Here is a 22,337-nt window from a genome sequence, read left to right as displayed (position 1 = left end):
AGCGGATGCTGCTGACAACCCTGCAAGGCTTAGTCTGCCGATCCGGCGCAATGCGCCTTAAGCCTTTCGGGTTCGTTAATACAAAACGTTATCTGTAACCAGTGAGAGGTGATACAACAACTAATGAACAAGATATATAGAATAAAAATTCCTGTATCCATGTATTATCAGTTGCTAGTTTATACATTACTAGCTTTGAGCCAATTAATATTAGCATTGCGAGTTAAATCATTATTAATCTTTGTTATGTCAATAATAATTTCTTTTATAACAGCAATTGTTATATTTGCGCTATTAACTAAGATATTAAGGAAAGATAATAAATTTGAAATAACGAATGACAAAATAAAGCTGAATAATGCCGAGGTTCAAATTCATATGATCGAGAAGATCATTATACAAGGATATTTTATTCAGAGTATTGGTATCAAGCTGTACGGGAAAAAGTACATATCAAATGATCTGCACTTTCGGTTCAAGTATGATGAAGAAAAGAATGTTGAGGATTTAAAAGAATGGGCTGATAAGAACGGAATAAATGTAACCGCGGGTAGAATAAAAAGGTGGATATAGAAAGAACGAAGAAAGAAACTCAGGATGTCACTGGCATCAGATAACACCGTATCTACGCTGCGGGCCTGGTGGCCCTTGGTCTGCAAGAGGCAACTCTGTGAAGCTGAATCAGCAGACAACCCTGCACCGACTAACCGCATCGAGGCCGGCCCTTACGGGCCTTAAGTCGGTAGGGGTTCGTGAATACAAGAACGTTATACGCAATGACCTATTAAAAATAAGGAGCTACCTATGAAGCGCTACAGAATTTTAAATATGTCCTTTGATACACGTGCTACACTATTGAATACTGAAATTGGAGATGATTGGGAAGAAGATACTAAAGAATTATGGCATGAAAATAAGAAGTCAATAACAGAGGGGCTATTTCATCAATATGGTGGTTACAATTTCAAAGATAAATTAGCAAATTTTAAAGAGTTAGGTCCACTACCGTTTTCAGTAATTTCTTATCATAATAAGTTTTTCAATCAAATAAGAGACTCATATGTTATGGGCTCCTTCTATCCAGCTTTAACAGCAGCTTGTTCTTTAGGCGAACGAATATTAAATCATTTAATCTTAGTACTGAGAGAGGATTATAAGTCAACTCCACAATATAAAGAGGTCTATTCAAAAAAGTCATTCGATAACTGGGAAAAAGTAATTGGAATTCTTGAATCTTGGAATGTTCTATTGCCGGATGTTGTTAAATATTTTACTGAGCTTAAAGAGCTAAGAAATTACTCAATTCACTTTAACCCGGAGACAGAAAAGTTAGACAAGCAATTAGCGTTTAAGGCAATAAATTTGTTAAGTGAGATAATTTCCAATCAATTTGGTATAGGAAATCAACCGTGGTTTATACCTTCTATGCCAGGAGACTTTTATATAAAGAAAGAAGCTGAAGATTGGCCTTTTGTTAAGCAATTTATTATACCTAGTTGTGCGTTGGTAGGTTATCTCCATAGATTAGAGCATGATGGTAATTGGTTCAAAGTAGTTGATGACAATCAGTACGAGAATAAAGAAATAACAGATGATGAATATAGAGATTTGTTCGTTTCTCGATGAAGAGGTCACTGCGTATAACAACGTATTCACGCTTTGGGCCATTCGGCCCTCGGTCCGCTCGAGGCATTTCGGGGAAGTGGAGTCAGGCGGACATACCTGCGAGGCTAACAGCGCAAGCGTTGCCGGCCACTTCGTGGCCTTAAGCCTCTCAGCGTCGTGAATACAACAACGTTAGCTGAAATACGGAAAGGGAGTAAGATCATGAAAATGATAAGTGAAACTAAAGTCTATAAAAGGACTGAGCAATCTTCAATTTATGCTGATATCTATTATCATGGAAGTCAAACTCCGGTTATTATCTATATACATAGTGGAGCACTGATATTTGGTACAAGAAAGTGGTTGCCAATTGAGCAGGTTGAGATATTCAAGAATGCTGGATTTAGTATCATAAGCATTGATTATAGGCTTGCTCCAGAGACGAATTTTCAATTAATTATTGAGGACGTAGAGGATGCCTTAAATTGGGTTAGATCTACTGCATCGAAAATGTACGATTTCAATACGGATAAGATTGCTCTTATTGGAAGTTCGGCGGGAGCTTACCTTAGTTTGGTCAGTGGAACAATGGAATATAGACCTAATGCAATAGTTTCCTTTTACGGTTACGGTGATATCTTAGGAAAGTGGTATTCTGAGCCTAGCGAATTTTACTGCAAAAGACCAATTGTTAATCTTGTAGAAGCTGAAAAATATCTTAGTGACTCTGAAGTATCAGAAGGCTCGTGGGAAAGGTTTAATTACTATCTTTGGTGCCGTCAGCATGGAACTTGGGTTGAAAAGGTAACAGGTTTTGATCGAGATATAGATAGTGAGTTATTAAGAAAGTATAACCCTATCGATAATATTTCTAAGTACTTTCCCCCAACACTCTTTTTGCATGGGGACAAAGATACTGATGTACCTTATGAACAGTCTTTGATAATGTATGAAGAATTACGAAAAGTTGGTATTGAAACTGACCTAATTACAGTTAATGGTGCTGATCATGTATTTGATCAAAACATAAATGATGTACAGGTTAGAATTGCGTTTGAGAAAACAGTAGGATTTCTCAAAAAACATTTGTGTGAATAAATCTAAGAAGCTCCGTACTTCAGCTAACACTTCATTAACTCATCGTCGCATACGCTCCTCGGTTGGAAGAAGAAATAGCAGAGAAGTAAGCTCACCAACACAGACGTCCACCTAAGATAAGAGACTATCTAAGGTGGGCGTCCGTCGTTAATGCAAGAACGTTATAAGAAATCCCCGCAATAAAAACAGGAGGAGTGTATGATATACATTGATGAGTTCATAACGCTTTTAGACCTTATGAAACATTATAATAAACCATGGTTTGTTGCCGGTGGCTGGACGATCGATTTGGATGTAAATGACATAACTCGAAACCATAAAGACATGGATATATGTATTTTTCGAGAAGATGCAAGATATGCAATCGAATATTTTAGTGACTGGGATATCAATGTTGCTATTCCTGGAGAACATCGATTAGAGAAGGTAATACATATAAACGACACTATTTTCCCAAGGTATTGTCTACATCTTTTCAGAAAACAGGAATTTATTGAACTATTACTGACAGACCGGTATGAAGACCAAGTCATATTTCGAAAGAACAATCAGATCAAGATGAGTATGAAAGAATTTTATAAGAAGTCCGGCAATATTCCTTACGTGAACCCCGCGTGGCAATTACTATTCAAAGGTCTTAGTACAAGAACAGAAGATGAACATGACTTTGAAATATATATGAGTCGGACCAATGATATTAGATCCAAGTTATGGTTATTACAAAGTCTGAAAGAAATGAATGGAAACAAGAGATGGGTTGAAAAATTGAGTAAGCAATTCGAAGAAGGCGGGGACATCATATAAAAAAATCAAAGTAGGTGAGTTCATTGGAGTATAAATGTTCTACAGAACTTTCAAAATCGCACTGTGAATCAGTAATAAAACATAATGTTGACTTTTATTCCATTACACTCGATGGGGGAGAACTTGTTGGGTGGATTAACAAGGGGTTATTTAGTATTTCTGTTACTAGGGGAATGTTAAAGAGTGACTTAGTTCGAAATAAGGTGCTAGGAAAGATCAGTACAAAAAACAATAAAACTTATGTTTATTTTCGAACATATAGAGGCTACACGGATATAGTTTCTATTATAACTATGTTCATTGTTTGTTTTATAAGTACGAGTTTGGCTGATATTTCTACTGGTGTAATTAGTTTTTTGTGGAAGATAATTATATCAGCGTTGTTTTGTCTTTTAATTGCGGCTATTTCATGGATGATATCGCATGCCTCGGGAGATGGTCAAGAAAACGAAAATTTATTAGTTGAATTTTTACAAAAAGGGTTAGAACTAAGAAATGAAAATAATTCCAATCAAAAATCATAGTATAAATCAAGACTTTAAGGATTCCTGAGATTATCAAAGAGGGCATATACATCCGATAACAACGTGTTCACGCATCGGGTGAGGGCTCGTGAATACAACACCGTTATGCGAAACCACTTGAAGGTAATAAATATATAAACCTTAGGAAAAAGAGGGTCTTATAATGACTACATTTACTATACGATCAATAACTGAACAAGACATAACGTTTTTATGGGATATGTTGTATGAATCAATATATATACCAGAAGGTCAAAAACCAGCGAGTAGAGATATTATTAATCTACCTTCTATCTCTAAATATGTTGAGGGTTGGGGACGTGAAGGAGATATTGGTTATATTGCAGTGAATGACTCAGGGCAATCTGTAGGATCAATAACTATACGATATTTTAATAAAGATAATAAAGGCTATGGATATGTAAATGATGAAACACCAGAATTAGGAATGGCTATACGATCTGAATATAGGGGAAGAGGGATTGGAAGAGAATTATTAAAAACCCTATTAGAACAAGCAAAAAAGAAAGGGATTAATGCAATATCATTAAGTGTAGATCCTAATAATTCGGCAATGAGACTATATAAACGTTTTGGATTTAAAGAAGTAGGAATGGAGGGAACTTCCATAACCATGATGGTAAACTTATAATGATTTGAAGATGAGAGGGTAATTCATCGTGGCATCGTCTAACAATGCATTTCTGCTGCGTCGCTTTCGCTCCTTGGTCGCCATGAGGAATTTCAGGAAGCGGAACAGGCGACACATCCAATCGGCTAAGTCTATCGAACCGGCACTTTCGTGCCTTAAGCCAATTGGACGTCAGAAACGCAACGTTAGACGAAAGATCTTTAAATGAATATATAATTTTGTTATTCAAAGAGGAGAAGAATGTTAAAAGATAAATTTATTATTGAATACGAACAATTTGAGGACATAATTATACAATCTATTATCAATCATAGAAGTAAGATTATTACTGGTACAATATTTTATACATACTTTTTATGATAAATCTGTTGAATCGTTAAAAGATTACATAGAACAAAAAGTAAAAAGAATGAAAGAAATAGTTCAAGATTACCGGATGGAGTAGTTATTTTAATCGAAGAAGACAGATCCTTCGTCTAACACCGTATTCACGCATCGTGACTATCGCCCCTCGGTTGGGTTGTCAGGTGTATAATCATGGGAGAAGCCAAGGCAAAAAACGCCCCAGCCCAAGATTCGAGCTATCTAGGGCGGAGGCGTTTCGTGAATACAAGAACGTTATAAGATATTGGCGTAAGAGCGGATTTGTGAAGGTTAATACTTAAATGTAGTATTAAAAAGCAATGTCAGGAGCATCCATATTGGCGTATAATAAGAATGTTTAATAAGAATAAGGTTGTCGCAAAGAGTTTTTTATCATGGTTACTTGAGAAACAGCTTGATGAGGACGATGACAGTTTGACACCAGAAGGTGTTCAGGCCATAGAACAGGGACGCCTTGAGTTTCAAAATGGTCACACGAAATCCTTGGAGGACCTAAAATGTGATCTTGAAATATAAAGCCACATTTTCAAGTGAAGCAGAAGAGAGCCTAGGGAAAATAGACCGAACTATCGCAAGAAGATTACGAGTGGGGAATTACCGAATAATCTATGAGGTTCTTAATAATGAATTAATCGTTTTTTCGTATAGGACCTAGAGGAGACATATACAAATGACATCAGAGCCCTAGCAGTAAAGTTAGGGCTGTTTTTTGTTTTTTAAGAGCATTATATGAGATTTTCAAGAAGACGCCAACATCTTATAACATTACATATCTGCTTCGTCGCTGACGCTCCTTGGTCGCGAAGAAGTATGCCAGAGAAGTGGATCGGGCGATACATCCAAATGGCTAAGTCTGACGACCCGGCACTTTGTGCCTTAAGCCGCTTGGACGTCAGAAATGCAGAAACGTTATACGACAGAACGAAGATAAATTTGAAAGGAAATAAAAAGCATATGACGAAGATCCCTAAATTTCCTGCCGTTCCTGATTTAACAAACGAGCAAATTGAAGAGCTTACAAAAGAAGTATTTTGTAATGATCAGGAGATAAAGAAAGCAGATCTAATCTTTGTTTTTGGGAGTACTGATCCAGGTGCGTTTCAAAAAACGTTAGATGCTTATCAGAAAGGAATAATTAAAGAAATATTAATTAGTGGTGGAGGAGCCACCCATGGGGAAAAACACGAAAGTTGGATGGATGGAAGTAAATCTGAAGCACAATCAATAAAGGATAAGCTACTATTGAACGGAGTGCCTGAAGAAATAATTAATATAGAGGATAGGTCCACTAATAGTAAAGAGAATGTGCTGTATTCTAAACAGATTTTTGATTTTTCGAATATATCTAGTCTGTTATTTGTTTCGAAAAGTCACGCTGCAGGTAGGCAATACCGGACTTTAAGGAAATACTTACCTCATCATATCGAGATGGGTCCTTATACATATGAAACAATTATAAATGGTATATATATCAATCAATTTAATTGGATGCTCTATCCGGAGAGTAGATCACTTATTTTCGGCGAATATTTAAGAATACTATACTATAGTCATATAGGAGATATTGAATGTGTAAAGGGAATAGTTAATGGTTTAGAGAGCTACATAGAAAGAATTTTTAAGGGTTAATTCAAAGTTCCATCGTATAACACCGTATTCACGCTGTGGGCCTGACGCCCTTGGTCTGAAGAGGCATTTCGGAGAAGTGGATTCAGCAGACAACCCTGCACTGGCTAAGTCCGTCGGACCCGGGGCTTATACCCCCTAAGCCAGTGAGGGTTCGTGAATACAACACCGTTAACTGAAATCCTCGAAAAGCTATAAGATCACTATGTGAGTGTTCCAGTGAGGAAAATTAAAAAAATGGATTATTCTCAAGTAGTCAATATCTTGAAGAATGATAGTCTAGATGAAGAATTACTTGATAACTCTAAGTGCCAATTAATTGAAGAGTTAATATCAGAAGATAATTGGAAACATACTGAAAAAATATTACTTGATATACTACAAGATGAAAATTATCGAATTGAAGATTGGATAGTTATTGGTGAGGTATTCTGGGGAGCAGTATTAGATGGAAGACCAATTACATTAAAAAACAAAATAATAGCTTTGCTTTATTGCAGGTTGCCTTACGATGAAGAAAGTAAAGAGAGTAATTTAGGTTATATGATGTCATCGTCGTCATTGAGTCTACTTACATTTATTAATTTTTTCTAATTCAATTACTATATCCGGGTCAGTTTTAGGATCATAGTCAGATAAATAGTCAAGATTCTTCAGTTTTGATATCACGCTCCAGGAATGTGTTCACGCATCGGCGGACAATCCGCCTCGGTCCCGGAAGATATGTCAGAGAAGGGATTGCCGGGACACATCCGCACCACCTAACCGCATCGCGACCGGCTCCTACGGAGCCTTAAGGTGGTGGGAAGTCGTGAATACGGAAACGTTAGGCGAAATTCGCTAAAACCCATTCTTAGATACAATTTTTCGAAAAATTTTGAGGTGAAAAAATGGGTACTACATTTACTAATCTACAAGTTAGAGAGCATTCAATCGATGAAATTGAAAAAGTATTACCTCACTGCATTGTGAGAAATTTATCAGATGGCTGGACTACGATCGTAAGTGAGCATTTTCAGGTAGGTGACATCAGCAAAGTTGGAAGAAAGTTATCAAAAGCAATTAATAAGAGTGTTTTGTCTATAGAATTTTTCGATGATGATGTACTAAGAATGACGATTTACAGAGATGGAAAGACTTTAACAAGTCATGTTAACAAAAATAGTTATAATATTCCTTCAAAACTGGGCAACCATAATGCGTTTCTTAAGGAACTAGAGTTTGATTTGAGTGAGAGTAAATATTTTAAAGAAGTCCTCAAATATGAGGATTTAGGTAAGAAGATTGAATTACTTCAACATTTTCTAGGAGTTGCATTATGGATTGATGATAGAATGCTGCTTGATGGTGCAGAGTCAGAATTTTACTACAAACGAAATGTTGATTTTGTAAAAGAGTATATCAATAAGCAAAAAAAGAAAAATCATATTAAAAATCAAACCAAAGCTAACGTAATTATGGAATTGGAAGGGGCTTTAATTAGAGGGCTAGGTAACAATAAGATATTAATTGGAATTCCGCCGTATCGTAAGCTTAGTTATGAGAAAGAGATAATTTATACAATTCTACCAAACGGAACTTTAGATCCTATCATGGATGTGACTTCCTTTCAATATGATAACGGACTAAGTTCCTTAACTGCTACAGGTGAATACATAACATTTTACTGCTCCATTAGAAAAAAATATTTTGTTTTTGATTATGATGGAAAATTGATTTCTGAGACACCAATGAATACTACGGTCACCTATCCAATATCTTATACATTTAATGATGGTTCTTTCCTTACTGTTAATGACGAATTGAATAAAACAATAAAATATGGGCCGAGCTTAGAAGTAAAATGGGAACTTCCATTTTACGCCTGTTCTCCCTGTGTTTATAATCAATCCTTATATTTTTGGAGGATCGATGAAGATAATCGTATAGAACTAATCAAATCAAACTATTCCGGGCAGATCGAAGTGAAAGTTACATTGGAGTTTGATACCAACGGTTATAATAATTTTAGATACCTATTTGGTTCTGAAGGTATGGTCTATTTATTTTGTACTATGCATGTCAAACACAGACCCTTCACAAGGATAATGTGCTTCACTGAAAATTTGGAAAAAATCAAAGAAACAGATTTGGAAGACCACTTTTTTAGTCTATTAATAGATAACAAAAATCATAAAATATTCTTACATGTTCTCGATAAAGAACTTATCGTCATTGACGGATTATCCTTACAAATCATTTCTCGAAGAGATTGGGATGATTATGATTTAACTATGATGACTGTTGATTCATTAGGAAGGTTACTTGTATTAGTTGGCAACAGTAGAGTTTTTTTATTAGACTCGCAGTTAAATCCTATCTCTCATCACAGGCTAAAGGGAGAAGTGCGTATGTATACTTTTGCCAATGAGTCAGGAAATCTCTGCCTTATGACTGGTACAGGAGAGCCAAATGAGATAGGGTGGACTTTTGGTAAGATGAAGATAAGAGTGTATGAAATAACGGAATTTAACTGTCTTAGAGAAAAGAAGTAAAAAAATTGAATTATTTATTGGATTCTCGCGTACGATTTTCGAGTTATTATTTGTATTAGAGATGGTCAGTATTTCGAAGAGAAACGAACATCGCCTAACACCATATTCACGCATCGGTGCTATCGCCCCTCGGTTGTCAGATGTATAATCAGGGAAGAAACTCAGACAACAAACGACCCAGCCTGAGATAAGAGCTATCTAAGGCTGGGTCGTTTCATGAATACCGGAACGTTATGCGACATTTGTCAGAGAGACAAAATAAGAATCTCCTTGGTGGTGAGACTCATTAGAAGGATGAAATGCAAGATAAATACTTCAACAGACTTACCAATAAGTATCGAATCTTACAGATCTAGCGAATATACTCCTCCTAGTGCTTCAGTTATTTTATTTGATTATGAAGACTACTCAAAAATCATTGTAAAAATTAGAGTTAATGAAGAATTGGATATTTATATGTATACAAATGATTATCAATTTGGTTTGAATGATATAACAATCCAATATATAGAAGACACACGTAAGCTTTTAGTTGCAGGGAAGAGAAAATCATTTGTAATAGATCTCATACAACACAGTGTTTCTGATGATTTTACTCACGATTTATTTTGGGATATCACTCAACTAAACAATGGGTACATCTTAGAAACCGGTGAATTAGATTGTTTATTACGGGATGAATCTGGAGCCATACTTGATCGTGTCCCTGTAGATCCACCTTATGAAACATTCTTTGAAGATGATGGAATTAGATTTGAGTCGATAGTTTATGGTACTACAAAATTAAAATATCCATAGAAATCTGAGGGTATGCCAAAAGAGGTGCAAATGTCGCATAACAATGTGTTCACGCATCGGCGGACAAGCCGCCTCGGTCGCCAGGAGATAAGTCGAGGAAGAAAACTCAGGCGACACATCCGTACCACCTAACCGCATCGCGGCCGGCAGCTAAAGCTGCCTTAAGGTTCTCTGCTTTTGTTCGTGCAATAAACCATTATTAAGCCGAGAAATAGATAATAGGGAAGGTGAAATCCTTGAGTATTGTTTTTGACGACTCAAAAAAAGATTTACCATCCGACCAGTTGCATGAACTATTCATGTTAGTCGGCTGGTCAGACGGTAGGGAAACTAGTGAAATGCTGAAGTATTTTAATTTACCGTTTAAAAATTCAACTTTAGTAATCTCGGCATGGAGCAATGATAGATTAATAGGTGTTGTAAGAGTGCTGAGTGATAAAATTGTTAGATCAATAATTTATGATTTGGCTATTGATCCGGAATTTCAAGACCAAGGAATAGGACGTGAATTAATAAAGCGATGTGTTGAACATTTTCCAAATTCGGAATGGTTGGTTCAAACAACAGACAGGATCTCAGGTTATTATGAAAAGATAGGTTTCAAAAGACAAGGTAATGTTTTTTTGAGTATTCCTTCTAAGTGGTTTGAATAAAAAACATTTAGGTGAAAAATATTATTAAACCTATGGAGTGATGTCGATGTATGAAAACTTTATAAAAAATAATTCTCAAAATGTCAAAGTCAGTTTTTACAGCAGATATCTTGGCAAAGACATGAAATCATTAGTATATCTGCCGAAAGGATACCAAGAAGGGATCCGGTACTCCGTATTATATTTACTTCATGGTTTTTCCGGTAACAGTAATACACTTTTGGTTAATCACGGATTAGATGAAATACTTGATCGGCTTATTAATGATGGAATTATTAATCCATTAATTGTTGTCGCACCATATTACGAAGGAAGTTACGGGATTAATTCATCTTCTGTTTCGCGGATTTGGCATCAAAGAGAGGATGGATCTAATAAAAGATACGAAGGACAATATGAAGACTATCTAGCTAAAGAATTAATTGAATACATAGAAAGAAATTTTTCAACAAACCGATCCCGATTTGGGAGATTTATTGGCGGTTGGTCTATGGGAGGTTTTGCGGCCTTTCATATTGCTTTTCGTAATCCTGAACTATACTCAAAAGTCGGCGGAATGGCAGCAGGATTGCAAAGGCCTGAAACAAATAGATTGTTATATAATTGGCTATATCCTGATGAAGAGAGTCGATCAAATAGAGACCCCTTAAAATTAGCCCAATATAAAGATTTAAGTGAACTTGAGATTTACATAAATTGCGGTACGGATGATGCCTTTCTTAATGCGAATAAGGAATTATCACAGATCCTTGAAACATTTAGTTATAAGGTGCAATTTTTATCTAATTCAGGTGGACATACAGCTAAATATATACAAGAAAATTTAGAGAATTTCACTTTGTTTTTCGGTGCTGAAAGTAAATCAAAGTAGGCATAAGCATCATCTAACACAGTATTTACGCTTCAGGGCTACCGCCCCATGGTTGCCAGATGTATAATATGGAAGAAGCTCAGACAACAAACGACCCAGCTTAAGGTAAGAGCTATCTAAGGCTGGGTCGTCTTGTGAATAAAAGAACGTTATATGAAATATCGTGAGATCGGACAAATACATAAGGAGCGATAAAAGATGGAAAGTAAAAGTGAATTATTTCTTACTGAAGAGTATACAGAATCAGAAATTCAATTCATAATCAACCAAATAGATTTTTTTAATCAGTCAACAGCCCCAACTGCGCAAGAGCCAACTTCTGAAACAATAAATTTGATCCTCAAAGATCAAGATGGAAAGATATTTGGAGGATTATTAGGTAGAAGGTACAGATTTGCTCTATATATAAATGTGTTATGGATTAGTGAGACACTAAGAGGACAAGGATATGGTTCAAGATTATTAGAAAATATTGAATCTATTGTGCGAGCAAAGGGGTGCAAATTAATTCATCTAGATACCTGGAATTTTCAAGCTCCAGAATTTTATAAGAAACATGGCTTTGAAATATTTGGAGAATTAGAAGGATTTCCTGAAGGTTTTAAGAGAATTTTTTTAAGGAAACAGATTTGATTGCTTTTCAGTGATGCACGATACTTCACATAACACCATATTCACGCTGAGGGGTATGTTCGCTCCTTGGTTGTCAGGTTTGAAAGCATGGAAGAATATTCAGACAACAAACGACCCGACCTAAGATAAGAGTTATCTAAGGTCGGGTCTCGTCGTAGATGCGCAACGTTATGTGAAACACCATGATAAATTTGAAAACAAGGAAAATCATGACAAATAAAAGAAAGAAAAGAAGAAGAAATTAAGCACTTTGACTTGATGGCATCCGCTTGGGATCAAAAAATTCCTGGAGAATCAATTATGTATGCTGACCAATTGATAAAGAGACTTAATATTACAGCTGAACATTCATTACTCGATGTAGCAGCAGGCACTTGAATAATTCTCTCATGTCTCCAATGTTTCGATTTATCTCTCCAACGATACATAGCAGTAGATATATCGAATAATATGCTAAAGGAACTAAAGGCAAAATATCCAAGTGCAGAAAATTGAAAGAGAGTTGAAGAAATGAATCGTCTTCCAATGATAAGGCAAAAAGAAAAAGAATATCATGATGAATGTTATGAAAGTCTTGAGCTATTTAAACCAGGTTCTTGGCTACATAAACCAGTGAAGACAATAATGGATCTAATGGCAACTTTTGAGGAAATGGTTGAAGTGAATGTACTTGATTTAGGTAGTGGTATAGGGAGAAATAGTATTCCAATAGCAGAGATATTGAAGCATAAAGAAGGAAAAGTAATCTGTGTTGATTTATTAGAGTCAGCCATTACAAAATTGGATGAATATAGTAAGCAATATAGTGTGAGAGATAAGATTTGTCCAGTATTTATCTGTTCTCGTTTGATGTTGCGAAGAGATATTATCCTTTTTTTAATGGACTAGATCCGGATAATGTATTTATGGTACTATTCATTCACCATATATTACAGGCATTAATAACGTTGTTGGCTATGGTCGTTATTTCCAAGTTGTTGAATATACGGTTTAAGGATTTTGGGTTTAATATTAATAAATTTAGGTATTCTATTGTATTTGTTTCTGTATTCCTTGGCGTATGGATCTTAATCCAAACTGTTGTTGGCATTTGCTTAATAAAAGATCATGGAGTTTCTCCTGGCTGCACATTCCCGCTCAACTTCAGAAATTACATAGGCTATTTTTTGTTTGAGGTTCTACTATCAGGAACAAGTGAAGAAATCATGTTTAGATCATTAGCAATAACTTTAATGTTGAGTTTATGGGGAAAGTACTTTTCCAATAGCAAGAGGTTATCAATCCTAGTTATAGCTGCATCTGCATTCATATTTATGATCGCTCATATTAATTTTAGTTTATTTCCATTTAGGATCACTCACTTTGACATCCTCCAACAACTAACCTGTTTGGCATCCGGTTTATGTTATGGGTATTTGTTTATTAAAACAAAAAGTATAGTAGGATGCATGATTGCTCATAATCTGTTAAATGGCATTATAACCTTGTTGCAATTGCTGTTCGTCTTATCGTTTAAAATTAAAAGCACTGGATACATGAGTATCTAGTGCTTTAATAAGCCCGATATAGATATTCCCTTTACTTTTTCCTGGTAACTGCTTCATTCTCATGGGCTTGCTGCAATGCCATGTTACCTCGTTCTCTGATATGTTGAAGTGCCTCATCAACGGTTTGTTTATCTTCAAGAAGAGAGACTGTCTCTTGAGAGACAATTTCAGCGAAGGAGTCCTCGAAGCCTTGAGGCAAGTGTTCGTAACGTTTGTTGAAATTACGCGGTTTGGTCAATTCGTAAAAAGGACTTAATGACCTGCCGTCCATCTCGCTTACAAAAGAAGATCTGACGGAAAGCGAACCATCGGTTGTCCGTGACAACGTCTTGGCGACTTCGGGTCCATTGATATATTTGATGAATTCCCATGCTAGTTTTTTGTTCGGAGAATTGGCATTAATTCCGAAAATCTCAGTAAGTCCCATAGCAATCGTAGCATCAGGTTCAGCAGGATCAACGGGAATCGTGACAAGGCCCCAGTTAATTCCTGAACCGCTCTGATCTTCAGATTGCATGATCTGATTCAAGTAATAAGAACCTTCAAGGATCATCGCGGCTTGCCCTTTTAAAAACAAATCCTCTGAAAAGAAATCCTTCGACGGGTCAAAAATCGCACCTGACTTGTAGGCATTAATAATGCTCTCGTAAATCGTGCGCCAGGATTCCGAATCCATCGTGATACTTGTTCCATCTGCACTGGCATAGAATAGCCCTTCGGTTCGAGCGACATTGTTGAATAAATCAAATATGGCGCTGCTCGATGTCGTGCTGGATGTTAGACCGTAGATGCGTTCCCCACCAGCCTCATCCGTCGGAAAACGTTCAGCCAGCGTGAATATCTCCTGCCAAGACATACGATCTCGAGGCAATTCGATACTATATTTCTGAAACAAATCCATGTTGTAATAAAGTGCACTTCCGGAGAATGTAGGAGCCAAACCATAAAGTTCTCCAGCCCCTTGTTCCTTCAACGATTCCGTAACGAAAGGAAGAATGTCTTCGAGGTCGAATTGATCCTGCTTGATCACGGAATCCAAGGAAAACAGCATGCCGTTCTCTACCGCGTACGAAAAATTACTTTCATTCAGAAGAATGACATCCGGTTTTCGCTCCTCAATGTATTTTTGCAGTGCCTTATTAATATCATCGCCTGCATAATTAAACATCCATTGCGAATTAACTACTTCAAGCTCTACGTTAGGGTATTTGGTCATAAATAGGTTCCCGTATTTTTGGAGAAAGAGTCCTTCGTGAACATACATGACTTTCAGCGGGCCTTCCAATTTTCCTTCCAATGTACTGTTACCTGTTTTGTTCGAACAAGCACTTGTAAAAGTCATTAGCAGTGCTAAGCCGAGGATCACTCCTCTTAATCTTAAGCTTCTGAACATAACCTTTGTTCCTCCTCATGTTCATTCACGTACCATTGCGCCTGCAGGTCAAACATGTTGGCATATTCGCCATTTAAGGCGATGAGGGTGTCATGGTCCCCTTGCTCGATCAATTCTCCATTCTTCAATACAAGAATATGGTCTGCGATCTTACAGGAAGCAAGTCGGTGCGAGATCATGAGCGTGGTTTTTCCTCTGGCTAATTCGGCAAACCTTTCGTAAAAATAAGCCTCTGAGATCGGATCGACCGCAGCGGTTGGTTCGTCAAGCAGCATCATAGGTGCGTCTTTGAAGAAAGCCCTGGCAAGGGCTATTTTTTGCCACTGACCATAGGATAGTTCTTGCCCGCCTTCAAAGATGGGACCAAGTTCCGTTTCTAATCCATGTATGGAACCGCTGGTAATCTGCTCGATATCAGCCTTGTGAGCAGCCGAATAAATGAGAGGATTGTTATCCATTTGTTCATAATGGCTTATTCCAATATTCTCTCGAATAGAGAATTGATATTGCACGAAATCTTGAAAGATTGCCGAAATGTTGGATTTCATAGAAACGTTATCTATGTCATCGATAGGGATGCCATCGAATAAAACGGATCCGCCGCAAGGCTGATAAAGTCCGACCAGGCATTTAGCCAAGGTGCTCTTGCCGGCACCATTTTCACCAACGATGGCAATCGTTTGTCCTGCTTGAATGTTGAAGGAGATGTTTCTTAGTCGTTCTAATTCACTGTTGGGATAAGAGAAACATAGATTACGGACTTCGATCTGATGGTCTAACTTGAACGGAGCAAGAAGCTGCTCTGGTTCCGGCTGTTCTTCCGGGAAGTCAAGAAATAGAAAAAGTTCTTTCAGGAATAAGGATTCCTCATACATGAGCGATAAATTATAAGTGGCACTATGGATGACGGCCTGGATAGTAATAAAGGTTTGGGATAGTGCAACATAATCACCTAATGACAGAGATCCTTTACTGCACATCCACACGATATAAGCGACGCCTATCATGTTTGATAATATAATGATTAGTTGTGCCCAAAATCTACTGGATTCCGATTGTTTTGTTAGTGCGGCTTTCTCATCGGCATTTTTCCAATAGAGACTCTTCCATTTTTGGAGCAGGTAAGGGGTGAGACGAAAGAGTTTCATTTCTTTTGCTGCCGAGCGTCCGGTCATTAATCCCATGACATAATTAGATTTACGTTCTGCAACGGTTTGACTCATCATCTGAGCATAACGCCGTTGTCCGATCTTCAAATTAACAACCAATGACGGAAGGAACAAGAGGATCATGACAATCGCAAACCATACATCAATCCGTGCTAAGTAAATGATGAACCATACAAGGGTGAGCGTTTGCTGGAGTAATTGCATAAGCGTGCTAATAACCGTTAGACCCCGAAAGGCCATGCCTTGCGATACTCTTTGGAGCTGGTCATAGTATTCAGGTTTATCAAAGAATACCAGAGGTAGACGAGAAGCTTTGATTGCGATTTGTTCATCTATATAATAGGCGGCTCGTTGCTTTAATTGAACAACCGTATATTCATTAAGACTCTGAATGGCATCCGATCCAATCATAAGGATGAATTGAAGGAATAAAAATAAATAAGCCATTCGGAGCTCACTATGGCCTTCTATAATTTTCATTATCGAATTAACGGTTTCTTTGACGATCCAAATTTGGGCGAGCGGAATGAAAGCAAGAACAGCATAACAAACACAGGACAAGGTTAATCTTCCTGGGGACGTTCGCCATAATAACGGAATGATACGTATAAGGGTGTTGAGATTCTCTGCCATGGTCGTCTTTGTGACGGTCATATGGTTTGCTCCTTATGTAATATCGATAGGATAAGTGAATATAACGGGAGGAGAGGCCTCCTCCCTTGTCATGTATAAGTGCTATTCTAGCATTCGCATTTGTAGTAGATTGTTCCTTCGCAGTAGTAGTGGCGCAGCTTTTTCGTTGTGGAGCCCGGACAGTAGGTTGTAGTGCAGTAGCTATATTGGCAATTGCCCATAGGAATCACCTCCTTTCATAAGGTAGGTTGAATACTAGAACTACGCAGTTTGTCCGATCTCGTAGAAATCATCGCTTTCCAGCAGCAACTGAAGATGCTCTTCCGTATTAATCGTTCCTTTAGCGATGACTTTATGATTCGTTGATATGGCATAAGCAAAGGGAAAGATGGTGGTCTCCAAGCTTTCCATCATGGACTCGGTTAACACTCCTACAGGAATGGATAGATCATATTTCTTAGCTAATTGAATCACCTCTTGTTGTTCGCCCATGACCATGAGCACGAATTGAATGTTACGATTTCTTTCCGCTACGCGATTTATACATGGATATAGGGTAGAACAAGCTCCACATCCGATGGCCGTCATGATAAATATCGTAGGTTGCGCTTGTTGAATGGCGATTTGGCGATTGTTTTCAGATAGAGAGGGAATACTTGAGATTGGAAAAAAGGTGCCGGCTTCAATACCATGATGTCTCATGCCGAGCTTGATATCTAAATGTTTCTTAAACAGAGTGATGACACCGATCGAAAGCAAGAGAATAAGGATCCATTGGGTGTAAAGGGCAGTCAATATCATAGTATCGTTAATCAAGTTTGTTCCTCCTACATTTCAGATTTGCGCTTATGATACTCTAACTGAATGTTCAAAAGGCTTAAAACAAGCAGGAAACCTAGGGAGAGAAAAGCGACTGCCGCTAATTCATGAAAGTTGTTAAAGGCTATGTGATTACTGATATCCGCGCTGTTTACCAAGAGAACTAAATTGAGCGTAATGAGTAGTAGGGTTCTTATGTATGAAATGATGCCGAATCGTTCATTGCTTAAATTACCGAAGCACTGGCAGCGAACACCTGTTTTTTGTCCGGTATAATTAGCCCATAGAAAGGCTATAGATAAGCACATGAAAGCGGTTACCGATCCTAGCAGAGTTGTTTGGCTTAAATACCCGATGCCGATAATCAGTTCAAATAAAGGAATCAACCAAGCTCCCAGACGCACAAACGGGGAAGGTAAATTCAGACCGCTTAAGGTTCTGCGAAAAGACTTCATACTTGTCCACTTAGAGATGGCGGCGATGATTAGCAACGTAAACAGTACCATTCGGATTAAGTCCAGTATTTGCATCAAGTAACTATTCCCTCCCATTATTTTGCGCAAGCGTTTGCGCAAATGGCATTAAAAATGAAGAATACGATCCATCATATTCTCCTGTGTCTCGCGTGCTAAATAAAACCATATTTGTAAACTTGGACCGAGTATAAAACGCATACAAAATTTTGTCAACACCCTATTTTTTAACATTTAGAATTATAACTTCCAGGGCATTAATGATTGAAATGGATAATATTGACTCGCAAAAACGAAAAAGGTAACGTATTAATTGCTAGTTTGAAGGGAGGAATTGAGTGTGAAAAATGTAGAAAATGGTCAGAATATCAGAGAATTGATCCTTGATAAATCATACATAAACCAACATAATACGACATTGAATTTACATGCTTTCATTAAAAGGGAAGTTCTTCTTTTTACTTCACTGCATTGTGTGCGGTGCATTGATTTACTAATGGAGCTTATTCACCACCATCGGGGAAATAAGTTTTTGAAGATTTTTAGTAAAAGGATATAATTTATAAATTTGGAGGCAAATCGTATGGACAAGGTCATCGCAATCTAATAGACAGTTCTGGAATTTGAAATAAAACCGAATACTTGAAGAATCATGAGAAAAGATATCAATTTTACTCCATTTAAAACCATCCGAAGTTATTTCCACGTGATTCTATCTGAAGTTAATCATTTTTCGGTGTATAACTGCTGCAATCAATTGATGATTGAAGGTGCTGAATTAACCTTTTTAGGAGTAGATGAGACAAGATGGTGCAAAAATGCAGCTTTTCTAAACGAAACCGATCGCGCTCCAGGCAAATACTGCGAAAGTGCATCATTTGTCGGGGCATATGGAGTAAATCTGGCTTATACGATGAAAAACGATGTACTTTTGCATCAAGTGAGCTCATTCGGGCATCTGCACAAATAAATGATGTATTTTTGCATTATATCTATTCTGTCGCTCGATGTATCAGTGCAATAATAGTTAGTACCTCTGCATTAGAAAATTTCAAGAGAAATTCGGTGCTCATGAGCTTTATGCACGTGAATAATGAGACGGGAACGATTCAGCCCGTCATGAAATTGAGAAGTTACTTAAATCTAAATCCAACATTCATTTCCACGTAGATGGTGTGCAAGGCTTTGGTAAGGCAGCCATAAATCTAGAGAATATTTGATTTGTATACTTAAGACATTAGATGGGGTATCTCCTAGAAAGTAATCCAGAGGAGAATTCAATTTTCGACATTTTCACTGCATTTATGACATAAGTATGTTAATGGATTACGTAACCAGATGTATAATCATCGAAGAAGCCCAGACAACAACGCACCAGCCTAAGATAAGAGCTATCTAGTGCTGGTGCGTTTCGTGAATACAAGAACGTTATGGGTAATTACTGTAAAGCAAATAATTTAAGAAAGGATTGAAAGAAATGAAAACAAAGATAACTGGTGTGATATTGTTCCCCTTGTTCAGTGAATATGAATTAACTGTTGCTCTATCCATACTTAAGCAAGGGGAGCACCCGATAAAGACAATTGGGATCACTTCTGAACCAATAACAGGTGAATCGGATTTAACATGCATTTCTGATACAACTATCTATGATGTAGATATAAAGACTCTAGATAGTTTATTGCTTCCTGGATGCATGGAAATTTCAACGCTTTATGATAATAGAGATTTGGTAGAATTTATTAAAAGATGTTCTTTGATTAATTCGGATCTCATTATTGCAGCAATCTCAAGTTCACCATATCTATTAGCAAAAGCAGGATTGTTAGAAAACCGTAAATACACAGTTGGAATGCATGAAGAACAGAGAAGGGCAACAGGGGTTTTTAAAGAAGAGGATTATTGTAATGATCTTGTAGTCCAAGATGGGAATATTCTAACCGCAAGAGGAAGAGGGTTTATTGAATTTGGGAAGAGTTTTGGAGAATTATTAAATTTAGAATTCGATTCTAATTGGTATCTTGGAAGATAATTTGAATGAATATACACGATGACAATAACTACACATAACATACATAACATCATATTCACGCATTGCATTGGAGCCTTAGGTGATAGCTGAGAAGCTGGATCAGGCGGAAACATCGATCCCTAAGATAAGAACCATCAAAGGGGATCGACGTCGTTAATACAAGAACGTAAGTCGGCCCGCAGCGTGAAAATAAAGTTATATGATGCTCGCGCCTTCCTGAAATGTAACACATTAATCTATCATCTCAAATTCCTGTGTCTTTAGATCTATAGCCCAACTTCTTAAATCATTCCTAGATATATAGATCGGTACTCCAGATTCATGATTTGGTTGTGAGATTATAATCTTCATTGTTTTATCCTCTTCTCTTTCTTTGCGAGAGTTACAACGTTATGCAAAAGAACTTAAAAATCAGAAAATATGGAGTGTATAAAGATGACAGAAGTTTGTTATGGAAACTTAACTTATTTAGAAATTAAAGAAAAAGCAAAGCAGGATTACATAGTAATAATCCCAACAGGATGTACTGAACAGCAAGGACCACATACAACGGTAGACTTTGATACATGGTTTGCTGAGACATTAATGGTCGAGGCAACAAAAGAAGCTAACCGAATACATAATTTTAAAGGATTAGTGCTACCTACGATGCCTTTTGGACCAACACCGGAACATAGAAATTATAGAGCAGGTTATATAAACATTCCACAATCAGTATATGAAGAAGTTATTAAATCAATAATAGTTTCTCTGGTAGAACAAGACTTTAAGAAATTCATTGTTTGGAGAGGATGCGGAGGTCATAATTTAGACAATGTAATTAATGAATTACATACTTCTTACAAGAAGAGTATTCAGATCTACAATCCAAGACATCCATTTTATGATGTTTGGTGTACATATGAAGATTCTAATATTCCAGGTGGTCATGCAGATAGTTTTACTACATCTATTGGTTTATTTAAAAGACCAGAAAGTATAAGACATGAGTTAATTTCAAATCCGATGAATAGTGAGCCGGATTGGGGAGATCCGGAACTAGATTTTACAAAGTATTCGAGTACCGGTGTTATTGGAGACCCAACTAGATCATCTAAAGAACTTGGGGAGAAGCTTTGGAAAGAGACAATAAATCGAGTAATAAAAATATTTACTGAACTTAGATAGTTAATCATGGAAGTCAAGTTCCTTCGCATAACGCTATATTCACGCACCGGGTCTCTAACGAGACCCTCGGTTGTCGAGAGGGATTTCAAAGAGGTGAACTCAGGCGACAGACTACACCACCAAACCGCGTCGCGACCGACCCTTCAAATCTTAAGGTGGTGAGGGTTCATGGATACAACAACGTTAGGTAAAATCGTAGCAATATTTTAATGAAAGTTATTCTGGAGGAAGAAATGAAAAAAGTGTTAGTCATTGGTTGTCCCGGATCCGGTAAGTCAACTTTTTCATCAAGACTTAGCAAAGAATCAGGCTTACCTGTAATTCATTTAGATTCATTTTACTGGAAACCAGGATGGATCAGTTGTAGTAATCAGGAGTTTGATGAAATACTTGAAAATTTATTACTTCAAGAAACATACATCATGGATGGAAACTATGGAAGGACATTGGATTTTAGAGTACCTTTTGCGGACACCGTTTACTTTTTTGATTTTCCACGATATCTATGTCTTTATAGGGTAATAAAAAGGACAATTTTAAATCATGGTAAAACTGGAGAATACATGGGGAAGGAATGTTTAGAAAGTATTGATTATAAATTTATTAAATCCGTATGGAATTTCAGGAAGAATCAACGGAAGCGAATAAATAAAGTTTTTGAGAAGTACAAGGGAAGTAAGAATATTGTTATATTCAGAAAGCCCAAGGAAGTAAATAACTATTTTAAAAACTTTTCCAAGTAAAGATATAATGAACTTTGAATATCGAAATGAATTGCTCTTTACAACTGTATTTGGTGGCATATTCATAGAAGAGATTGATCTCCACATAACAATGTGTTCACTCAACAATGTATTCACGCATCGGCGGACAAGCCGCCTCTCGGTCCCGGAAGATAAGTCAGGGAAGTTGATTCCTAGAC

23 protein-coding genes are annotated in these 22,337 nt (G+C 37.0%); 19 read left to right on the top strand and 4 right to left on the bottom strand.

From position 1 onward, the window contains the following. The first annotated feature begins 123 nt into the window (after positions 1 to 123). The 15 genes from ACLB09_RS09105 to ACLB09_RS09035 all read left to right on the top strand — a co-directional run bounded on the left by ACLB09_RS09105 (position 124) and on the right by ACLB09_RS09035 (position 13,729). Positions 124 to 573: a hypothetical protein gene (locus ACLB09_RS09105; RefSeq protein WP_410769496.1), complete on the top strand. Its 450-nt coding sequence runs from the start codon at positions 124 to 126 to the stop codon at positions 571 to 573. 231 nt (positions 574 to 804) lie between these two features. After that, positions 805 to 1,626 (top strand): hypothetical protein, encoded by an 822-nt coding sequence (locus tag ACLB09_RS09100; protein ID WP_410769495.1) that lies wholly within the window; start codon positions 805 to 807, stop codon positions 1,624 to 1,626. A 201-nt stretch (positions 1,627 to 1,827) separates the two neighbouring features. After that, positions 1,828 to 2,703, top strand: a complete 876-nt coding sequence (locus ACLB09_RS09095) for an alpha/beta hydrolase fold domain-containing protein (RefSeq protein ID WP_410769494.1) — start codon at positions 1,828 to 1,830, stop codon at positions 2,701 to 2,703. A gap of 198 nt (positions 2,704 to 2,901) precedes the next feature. Continuing rightward, entirely contained in the window at positions 2,902 to 3,507 is a 606-nt protein-coding gene (locus ACLB09_RS09090; protein WP_410769493.1) for a nucleotidyltransferase domain-containing protein, read from the top strand. Between the two features lie 23 nt (positions 3,508 to 3,530). After that, positions 3,531 to 4,031 (top strand): hypothetical protein, encoded by a 501-nt coding sequence (locus ACLB09_RS09085; protein WP_410769492.1) that lies wholly within the window; start codon positions 3,531 to 3,533, stop codon positions 4,029 to 4,031. 163 nt (positions 4,032 to 4,194) lie between these two features. Next, positions 4,195 to 4,683: a GNAT family N-acetyltransferase gene (locus tag ACLB09_RS09080; RefSeq protein WP_410769491.1), complete on the top strand. Its 489-nt coding sequence runs from the start codon at positions 4,195 to 4,197 to the stop codon at positions 4,681 to 4,683. A 1,227-nt stretch (positions 4,684 to 5,910) separates the two neighbouring features. Beyond that, on the top strand, positions 5,911 to 6,696 hold the full coding sequence (locus ACLB09_RS09075; protein WP_410769490.1) for a YdcF family protein: 786 nt from the start codon (positions 5,911 to 5,913) through the stop codon (positions 6,694 to 6,696). 234 nt (positions 6,697 to 6,930) lie between these two features. After that, positions 6,931 to 7,287 (top strand): hypothetical protein, encoded by a 357-nt coding sequence (locus ACLB09_RS09070; protein ID WP_410769488.1) that lies wholly within the window; start codon positions 6,931 to 6,933, stop codon positions 7,285 to 7,287. Between the two features lie 296 nt (positions 7,288 to 7,583). Further along, the gene (locus tag ACLB09_RS09065) at positions 7,584 to 9,227 is read left to right on the top strand and encodes a hypothetical protein (protein ID WP_410769487.1); all 1,644 of its coding nucleotides are present in this window, start codon (positions 7,584 to 7,586) and stop codon (positions 9,225 to 9,227) included. 294 nt (positions 9,228 to 9,521) lie between these two features. Continuing rightward, entirely contained in the window at positions 9,522 to 10,025 is a 504-nt protein-coding gene (locus ACLB09_RS09060; protein WP_410769486.1) for a hypothetical protein, read from the top strand. Positions 10,026 to 10,261: 236 nt separating this feature from the next. Further along, complete coding sequence (locus ACLB09_RS09055; RefSeq protein WP_410769485.1) at positions 10,262 to 10,678, top strand: GNAT family N-acetyltransferase; 417 nt, start codon at positions 10,262 to 10,264, stop codon at positions 10,676 to 10,678. 46 nt (positions 10,679 to 10,724) lie between these two features. After that, positions 10,725 to 11,549, top strand: coding sequence for an alpha/beta hydrolase (locus ACLB09_RS09050; protein WP_410769484.1), 825 nt, complete (start codon positions 10,725 to 10,727; stop codon positions 11,547 to 11,549). A 198-nt stretch (positions 11,550 to 11,747) separates the two neighbouring features. Further along, positions 11,748 to 12,182, top strand: coding sequence for a GNAT family N-acetyltransferase (locus tag ACLB09_RS09045; protein ID WP_410769483.1), 435 nt, complete (start codon positions 11,748 to 11,750; stop codon positions 12,180 to 12,182). 510 nt (positions 12,183 to 12,692) lie between these two features. Then, on the top strand, positions 12,693 to 13,070 hold the full coding sequence (locus tag ACLB09_RS09040; RefSeq protein ID WP_410769482.1) for a class I SAM-dependent methyltransferase: 378 nt from the start codon (positions 12,693 to 12,695) through the stop codon (positions 13,068 to 13,070). Positions 13,071 to 13,087: 17 nt separating this feature from the next. Beyond that, a complete protein-coding gene (locus ACLB09_RS09035) occupies positions 13,088 to 13,729 on the top strand; it encodes a CPBP family intramembrane glutamic endopeptidase (RefSeq protein ID WP_410769481.1) in 642 nt (213 codons plus the stop codon). 31 nt (positions 13,730 to 13,760) lie between these two features. On the opposite strand, the gene ACLB09_RS09030 is transcribed toward ACLB09_RS09035, so the two are convergent. The 4 genes from ACLB09_RS09030 to ACLB09_RS09015 all read right to left on the bottom strand — a co-directional run bounded on the left by ACLB09_RS09030 (position 13,761) and on the right by ACLB09_RS09015 (position 18,273). Continuing rightward, positions 13,761 to 15,122, bottom strand: coding sequence for an ABC transporter substrate-binding protein (locus ACLB09_RS09030; RefSeq protein ID WP_410769480.1), 1,362 nt, complete (start codon positions 15,120 to 15,122; stop codon positions 13,761 to 13,763). Beyond that, positions 15,107 to 16,945, bottom strand: a complete 1,839-nt coding sequence (locus ACLB09_RS09025; protein WP_410769479.1) for an ABC transporter ATP-binding protein — start codon at positions 16,943 to 16,945, stop codon at positions 15,107 to 15,109. Before ACLB09_RS09025 ends, ACLB09_RS09030 begins: the two co-directional genes overlap by 16 nt. A 240-nt stretch (positions 16,946 to 17,185) precedes the next feature. Beyond that, positions 17,186 to 17,740, bottom strand: a complete 555-nt coding sequence (locus ACLB09_RS09020; RefSeq protein ID WP_410769477.1) for a thioredoxin family protein — start codon at positions 17,738 to 17,740, stop codon at positions 17,186 to 17,188. An 11-nt stretch (positions 17,741 to 17,751) separates the two neighbouring features. After that, entirely contained in the window at positions 17,752 to 18,273 is a 522-nt protein-coding gene (locus ACLB09_RS09015; RefSeq protein ID WP_410770064.1) for a MauE/DoxX family redox-associated membrane protein, read from the bottom strand. 595 nt (positions 18,274 to 18,868) lie between these two features. Here ACLB09_RS09015 and ACLB09_RS09010 point away from each other — a divergent pair. The 4 genes from ACLB09_RS09010 (at position 18,869) to ACLB09_RS08995 (ending at position 22,158) form a co-directional block, all read left to right on the top strand. Beyond that, positions 18,869 to 19,186: a hypothetical protein gene (locus ACLB09_RS09010; RefSeq protein WP_410769476.1), complete on the top strand. Its 318-nt coding sequence runs from the start codon at positions 18,869 to 18,871 to the stop codon at positions 19,184 to 19,186. 507 nt (positions 19,187 to 19,693) lie between these two features. Further along, positions 19,694 to 20,248 carry a DJ-1/PfpI family protein gene (locus tag ACLB09_RS09005; RefSeq protein ID WP_410769475.1) on the top strand — a complete coding sequence of 185 codons (555 nt, stop codon included), beginning with the start codon at positions 19,694 to 19,696 and terminating at the stop codon, positions 20,246 to 20,248. A gap of 435 nt (positions 20,249 to 20,683) precedes the next feature. Further along, positions 20,684 to 21,415: a creatininase family protein gene (locus ACLB09_RS09000; RefSeq protein WP_410769474.1), complete on the top strand. Its 732-nt coding sequence runs from the start codon at positions 20,684 to 20,686 to the stop codon at positions 21,413 to 21,415. Between the two features lie 233 nt (positions 21,416 to 21,648). Next, positions 21,649 to 22,158, top strand: a complete 510-nt coding sequence (locus ACLB09_RS08995) for a P-loop NTPase family protein (protein ID WP_410769473.1) — start codon at positions 21,649 to 21,651, stop codon at positions 22,156 to 22,158. Positions 22,159 to 22,337 lie beyond the last annotated feature (179 nt).

Source organism: Fontibacillus forbon (assembly GCF_046559655.1).
Lineage (GTDB): Bacteria > Bacillota > Bacilli > Paenibacillales > Paenibacillaceae > Fontibacillus.
Note: the sequence above shows the minus strand (reverse complement) of the source record. Positions and strands in the feature narration are given on the sequence as shown.

Excerpts from the sequence above, each read along its gene's own strand:
- ACLB09_RS09045 (WP_410769483.1), top strand. The coding sequence starts at position 11,748 with ATGGAAAGTAAAAGTGAATTATTTCTTACTGAAGAGTATACAGAATCA.
- ACLB09_RS09105 (WP_410769496.1), top strand. The coding sequence starts at position 124 with ATGAACAAGATATATAGAATAAAAATTCCTGTATCCATGTATTATCAG.
- ACLB09_RS09005 (WP_410769475.1), top strand. The coding sequence starts at position 19,694 with ATGAAAACAAAGATAACTGGTGTGATATTGTTCCCCTTGTTCAGTGAA.
- ACLB09_RS09060 (WP_410769486.1), top strand. The coding sequence starts at position 9,522 with ATGAAATGCAAGATAAATACTTCAACAGACTTACCAATAAGTATCGAA.
- ACLB09_RS08995 (WP_410769473.1), top strand. The coding sequence starts at position 21,649 with ATGAAAAAAGTGTTAGTCATTGGTTGTCCCGGATCCGGTAAGTCAACT.
- ACLB09_RS09065 (WP_410769487.1), top strand. The coding sequence starts at position 7,584 with ATGGGTACTACATTTACTAATCTACAAGTTAGAGAGCATTCAATCGAT.
- ACLB09_RS09050 (WP_410769484.1), top strand. The coding sequence starts at position 10,725 with ATGTATGAAAACTTTATAAAAAATAATTCTCAAAATGTCAAAGTCAGT.
- ACLB09_RS09075 (WP_410769490.1), top strand. The coding sequence starts at position 5,911 with ATGGCTAAGTCTGACGACCCGGCACTTTGTGCCTTAAGCCGCTTGGAC.
- ACLB09_RS09010 (WP_410769476.1), top strand. The coding sequence starts at position 18,869 with ATGAGAAAAGATATCAATTTTACTCCATTTAAAACCATCCGAAGTTAT.
- ACLB09_RS09090 (WP_410769493.1), top strand. The coding sequence starts at position 2,902 with ATGATATACATTGATGAGTTCATAACGCTTTTAGACCTTATGAAACAT.
- ACLB09_RS09100 (WP_410769495.1), top strand. The coding sequence starts at position 805 with ATGAAGCGCTACAGAATTTTAAATATGTCCTTTGATACACGTGCTACA.
- ACLB09_RS09035 (WP_410769481.1), top strand. The coding sequence starts at position 13,088 with ATGGTACTATTCATTCACCATATATTACAGGCATTAATAACGTTGTTG.
- ACLB09_RS09070 (WP_410769488.1), top strand. The coding sequence starts at position 6,931 with ATGGATTATTCTCAAGTAGTCAATATCTTGAAGAATGATAGTCTAGAT.
- ACLB09_RS09025 (WP_410769479.1), bottom strand. The coding sequence starts at position 16,945 with ATGACCGTCACAAAGACGACCATGGCAGAGAATCTCAACACCCTTATA.
- ACLB09_RS09095 (WP_410769494.1), top strand. The coding sequence starts at position 1,828 with ATGAAAATGATAAGTGAAACTAAAGTCTATAAAAGGACTGAGCAATCT.
- ACLB09_RS09030 (WP_410769480.1), bottom strand. The coding sequence starts at position 15,122 with ATGTTCAGAAGCTTAAGATTAAGAGGAGTGATCCTCGGCTTAGCACTG.
- ACLB09_RS09015 (WP_410770064.1), bottom strand. The coding sequence starts at position 18,273 with ATGCAAATACTGGACTTAATCCGAATGGTACTGTTTACGTTGCTAATC.
- ACLB09_RS09040 (WP_410769482.1), top strand. The coding sequence starts at position 12,693 with ATGAATCGTCTTCCAATGATAAGGCAAAAAGAAAAAGAATATCATGAT.
- ACLB09_RS09000 (WP_410769474.1), top strand. The coding sequence starts at position 20,684 with ATGACAGAAGTTTGTTATGGAAACTTAACTTATTTAGAAATTAAAGAA.
- ACLB09_RS09080 (WP_410769491.1), top strand. The coding sequence starts at position 4,195 with ATGACTACATTTACTATACGATCAATAACTGAACAAGACATAACGTTT.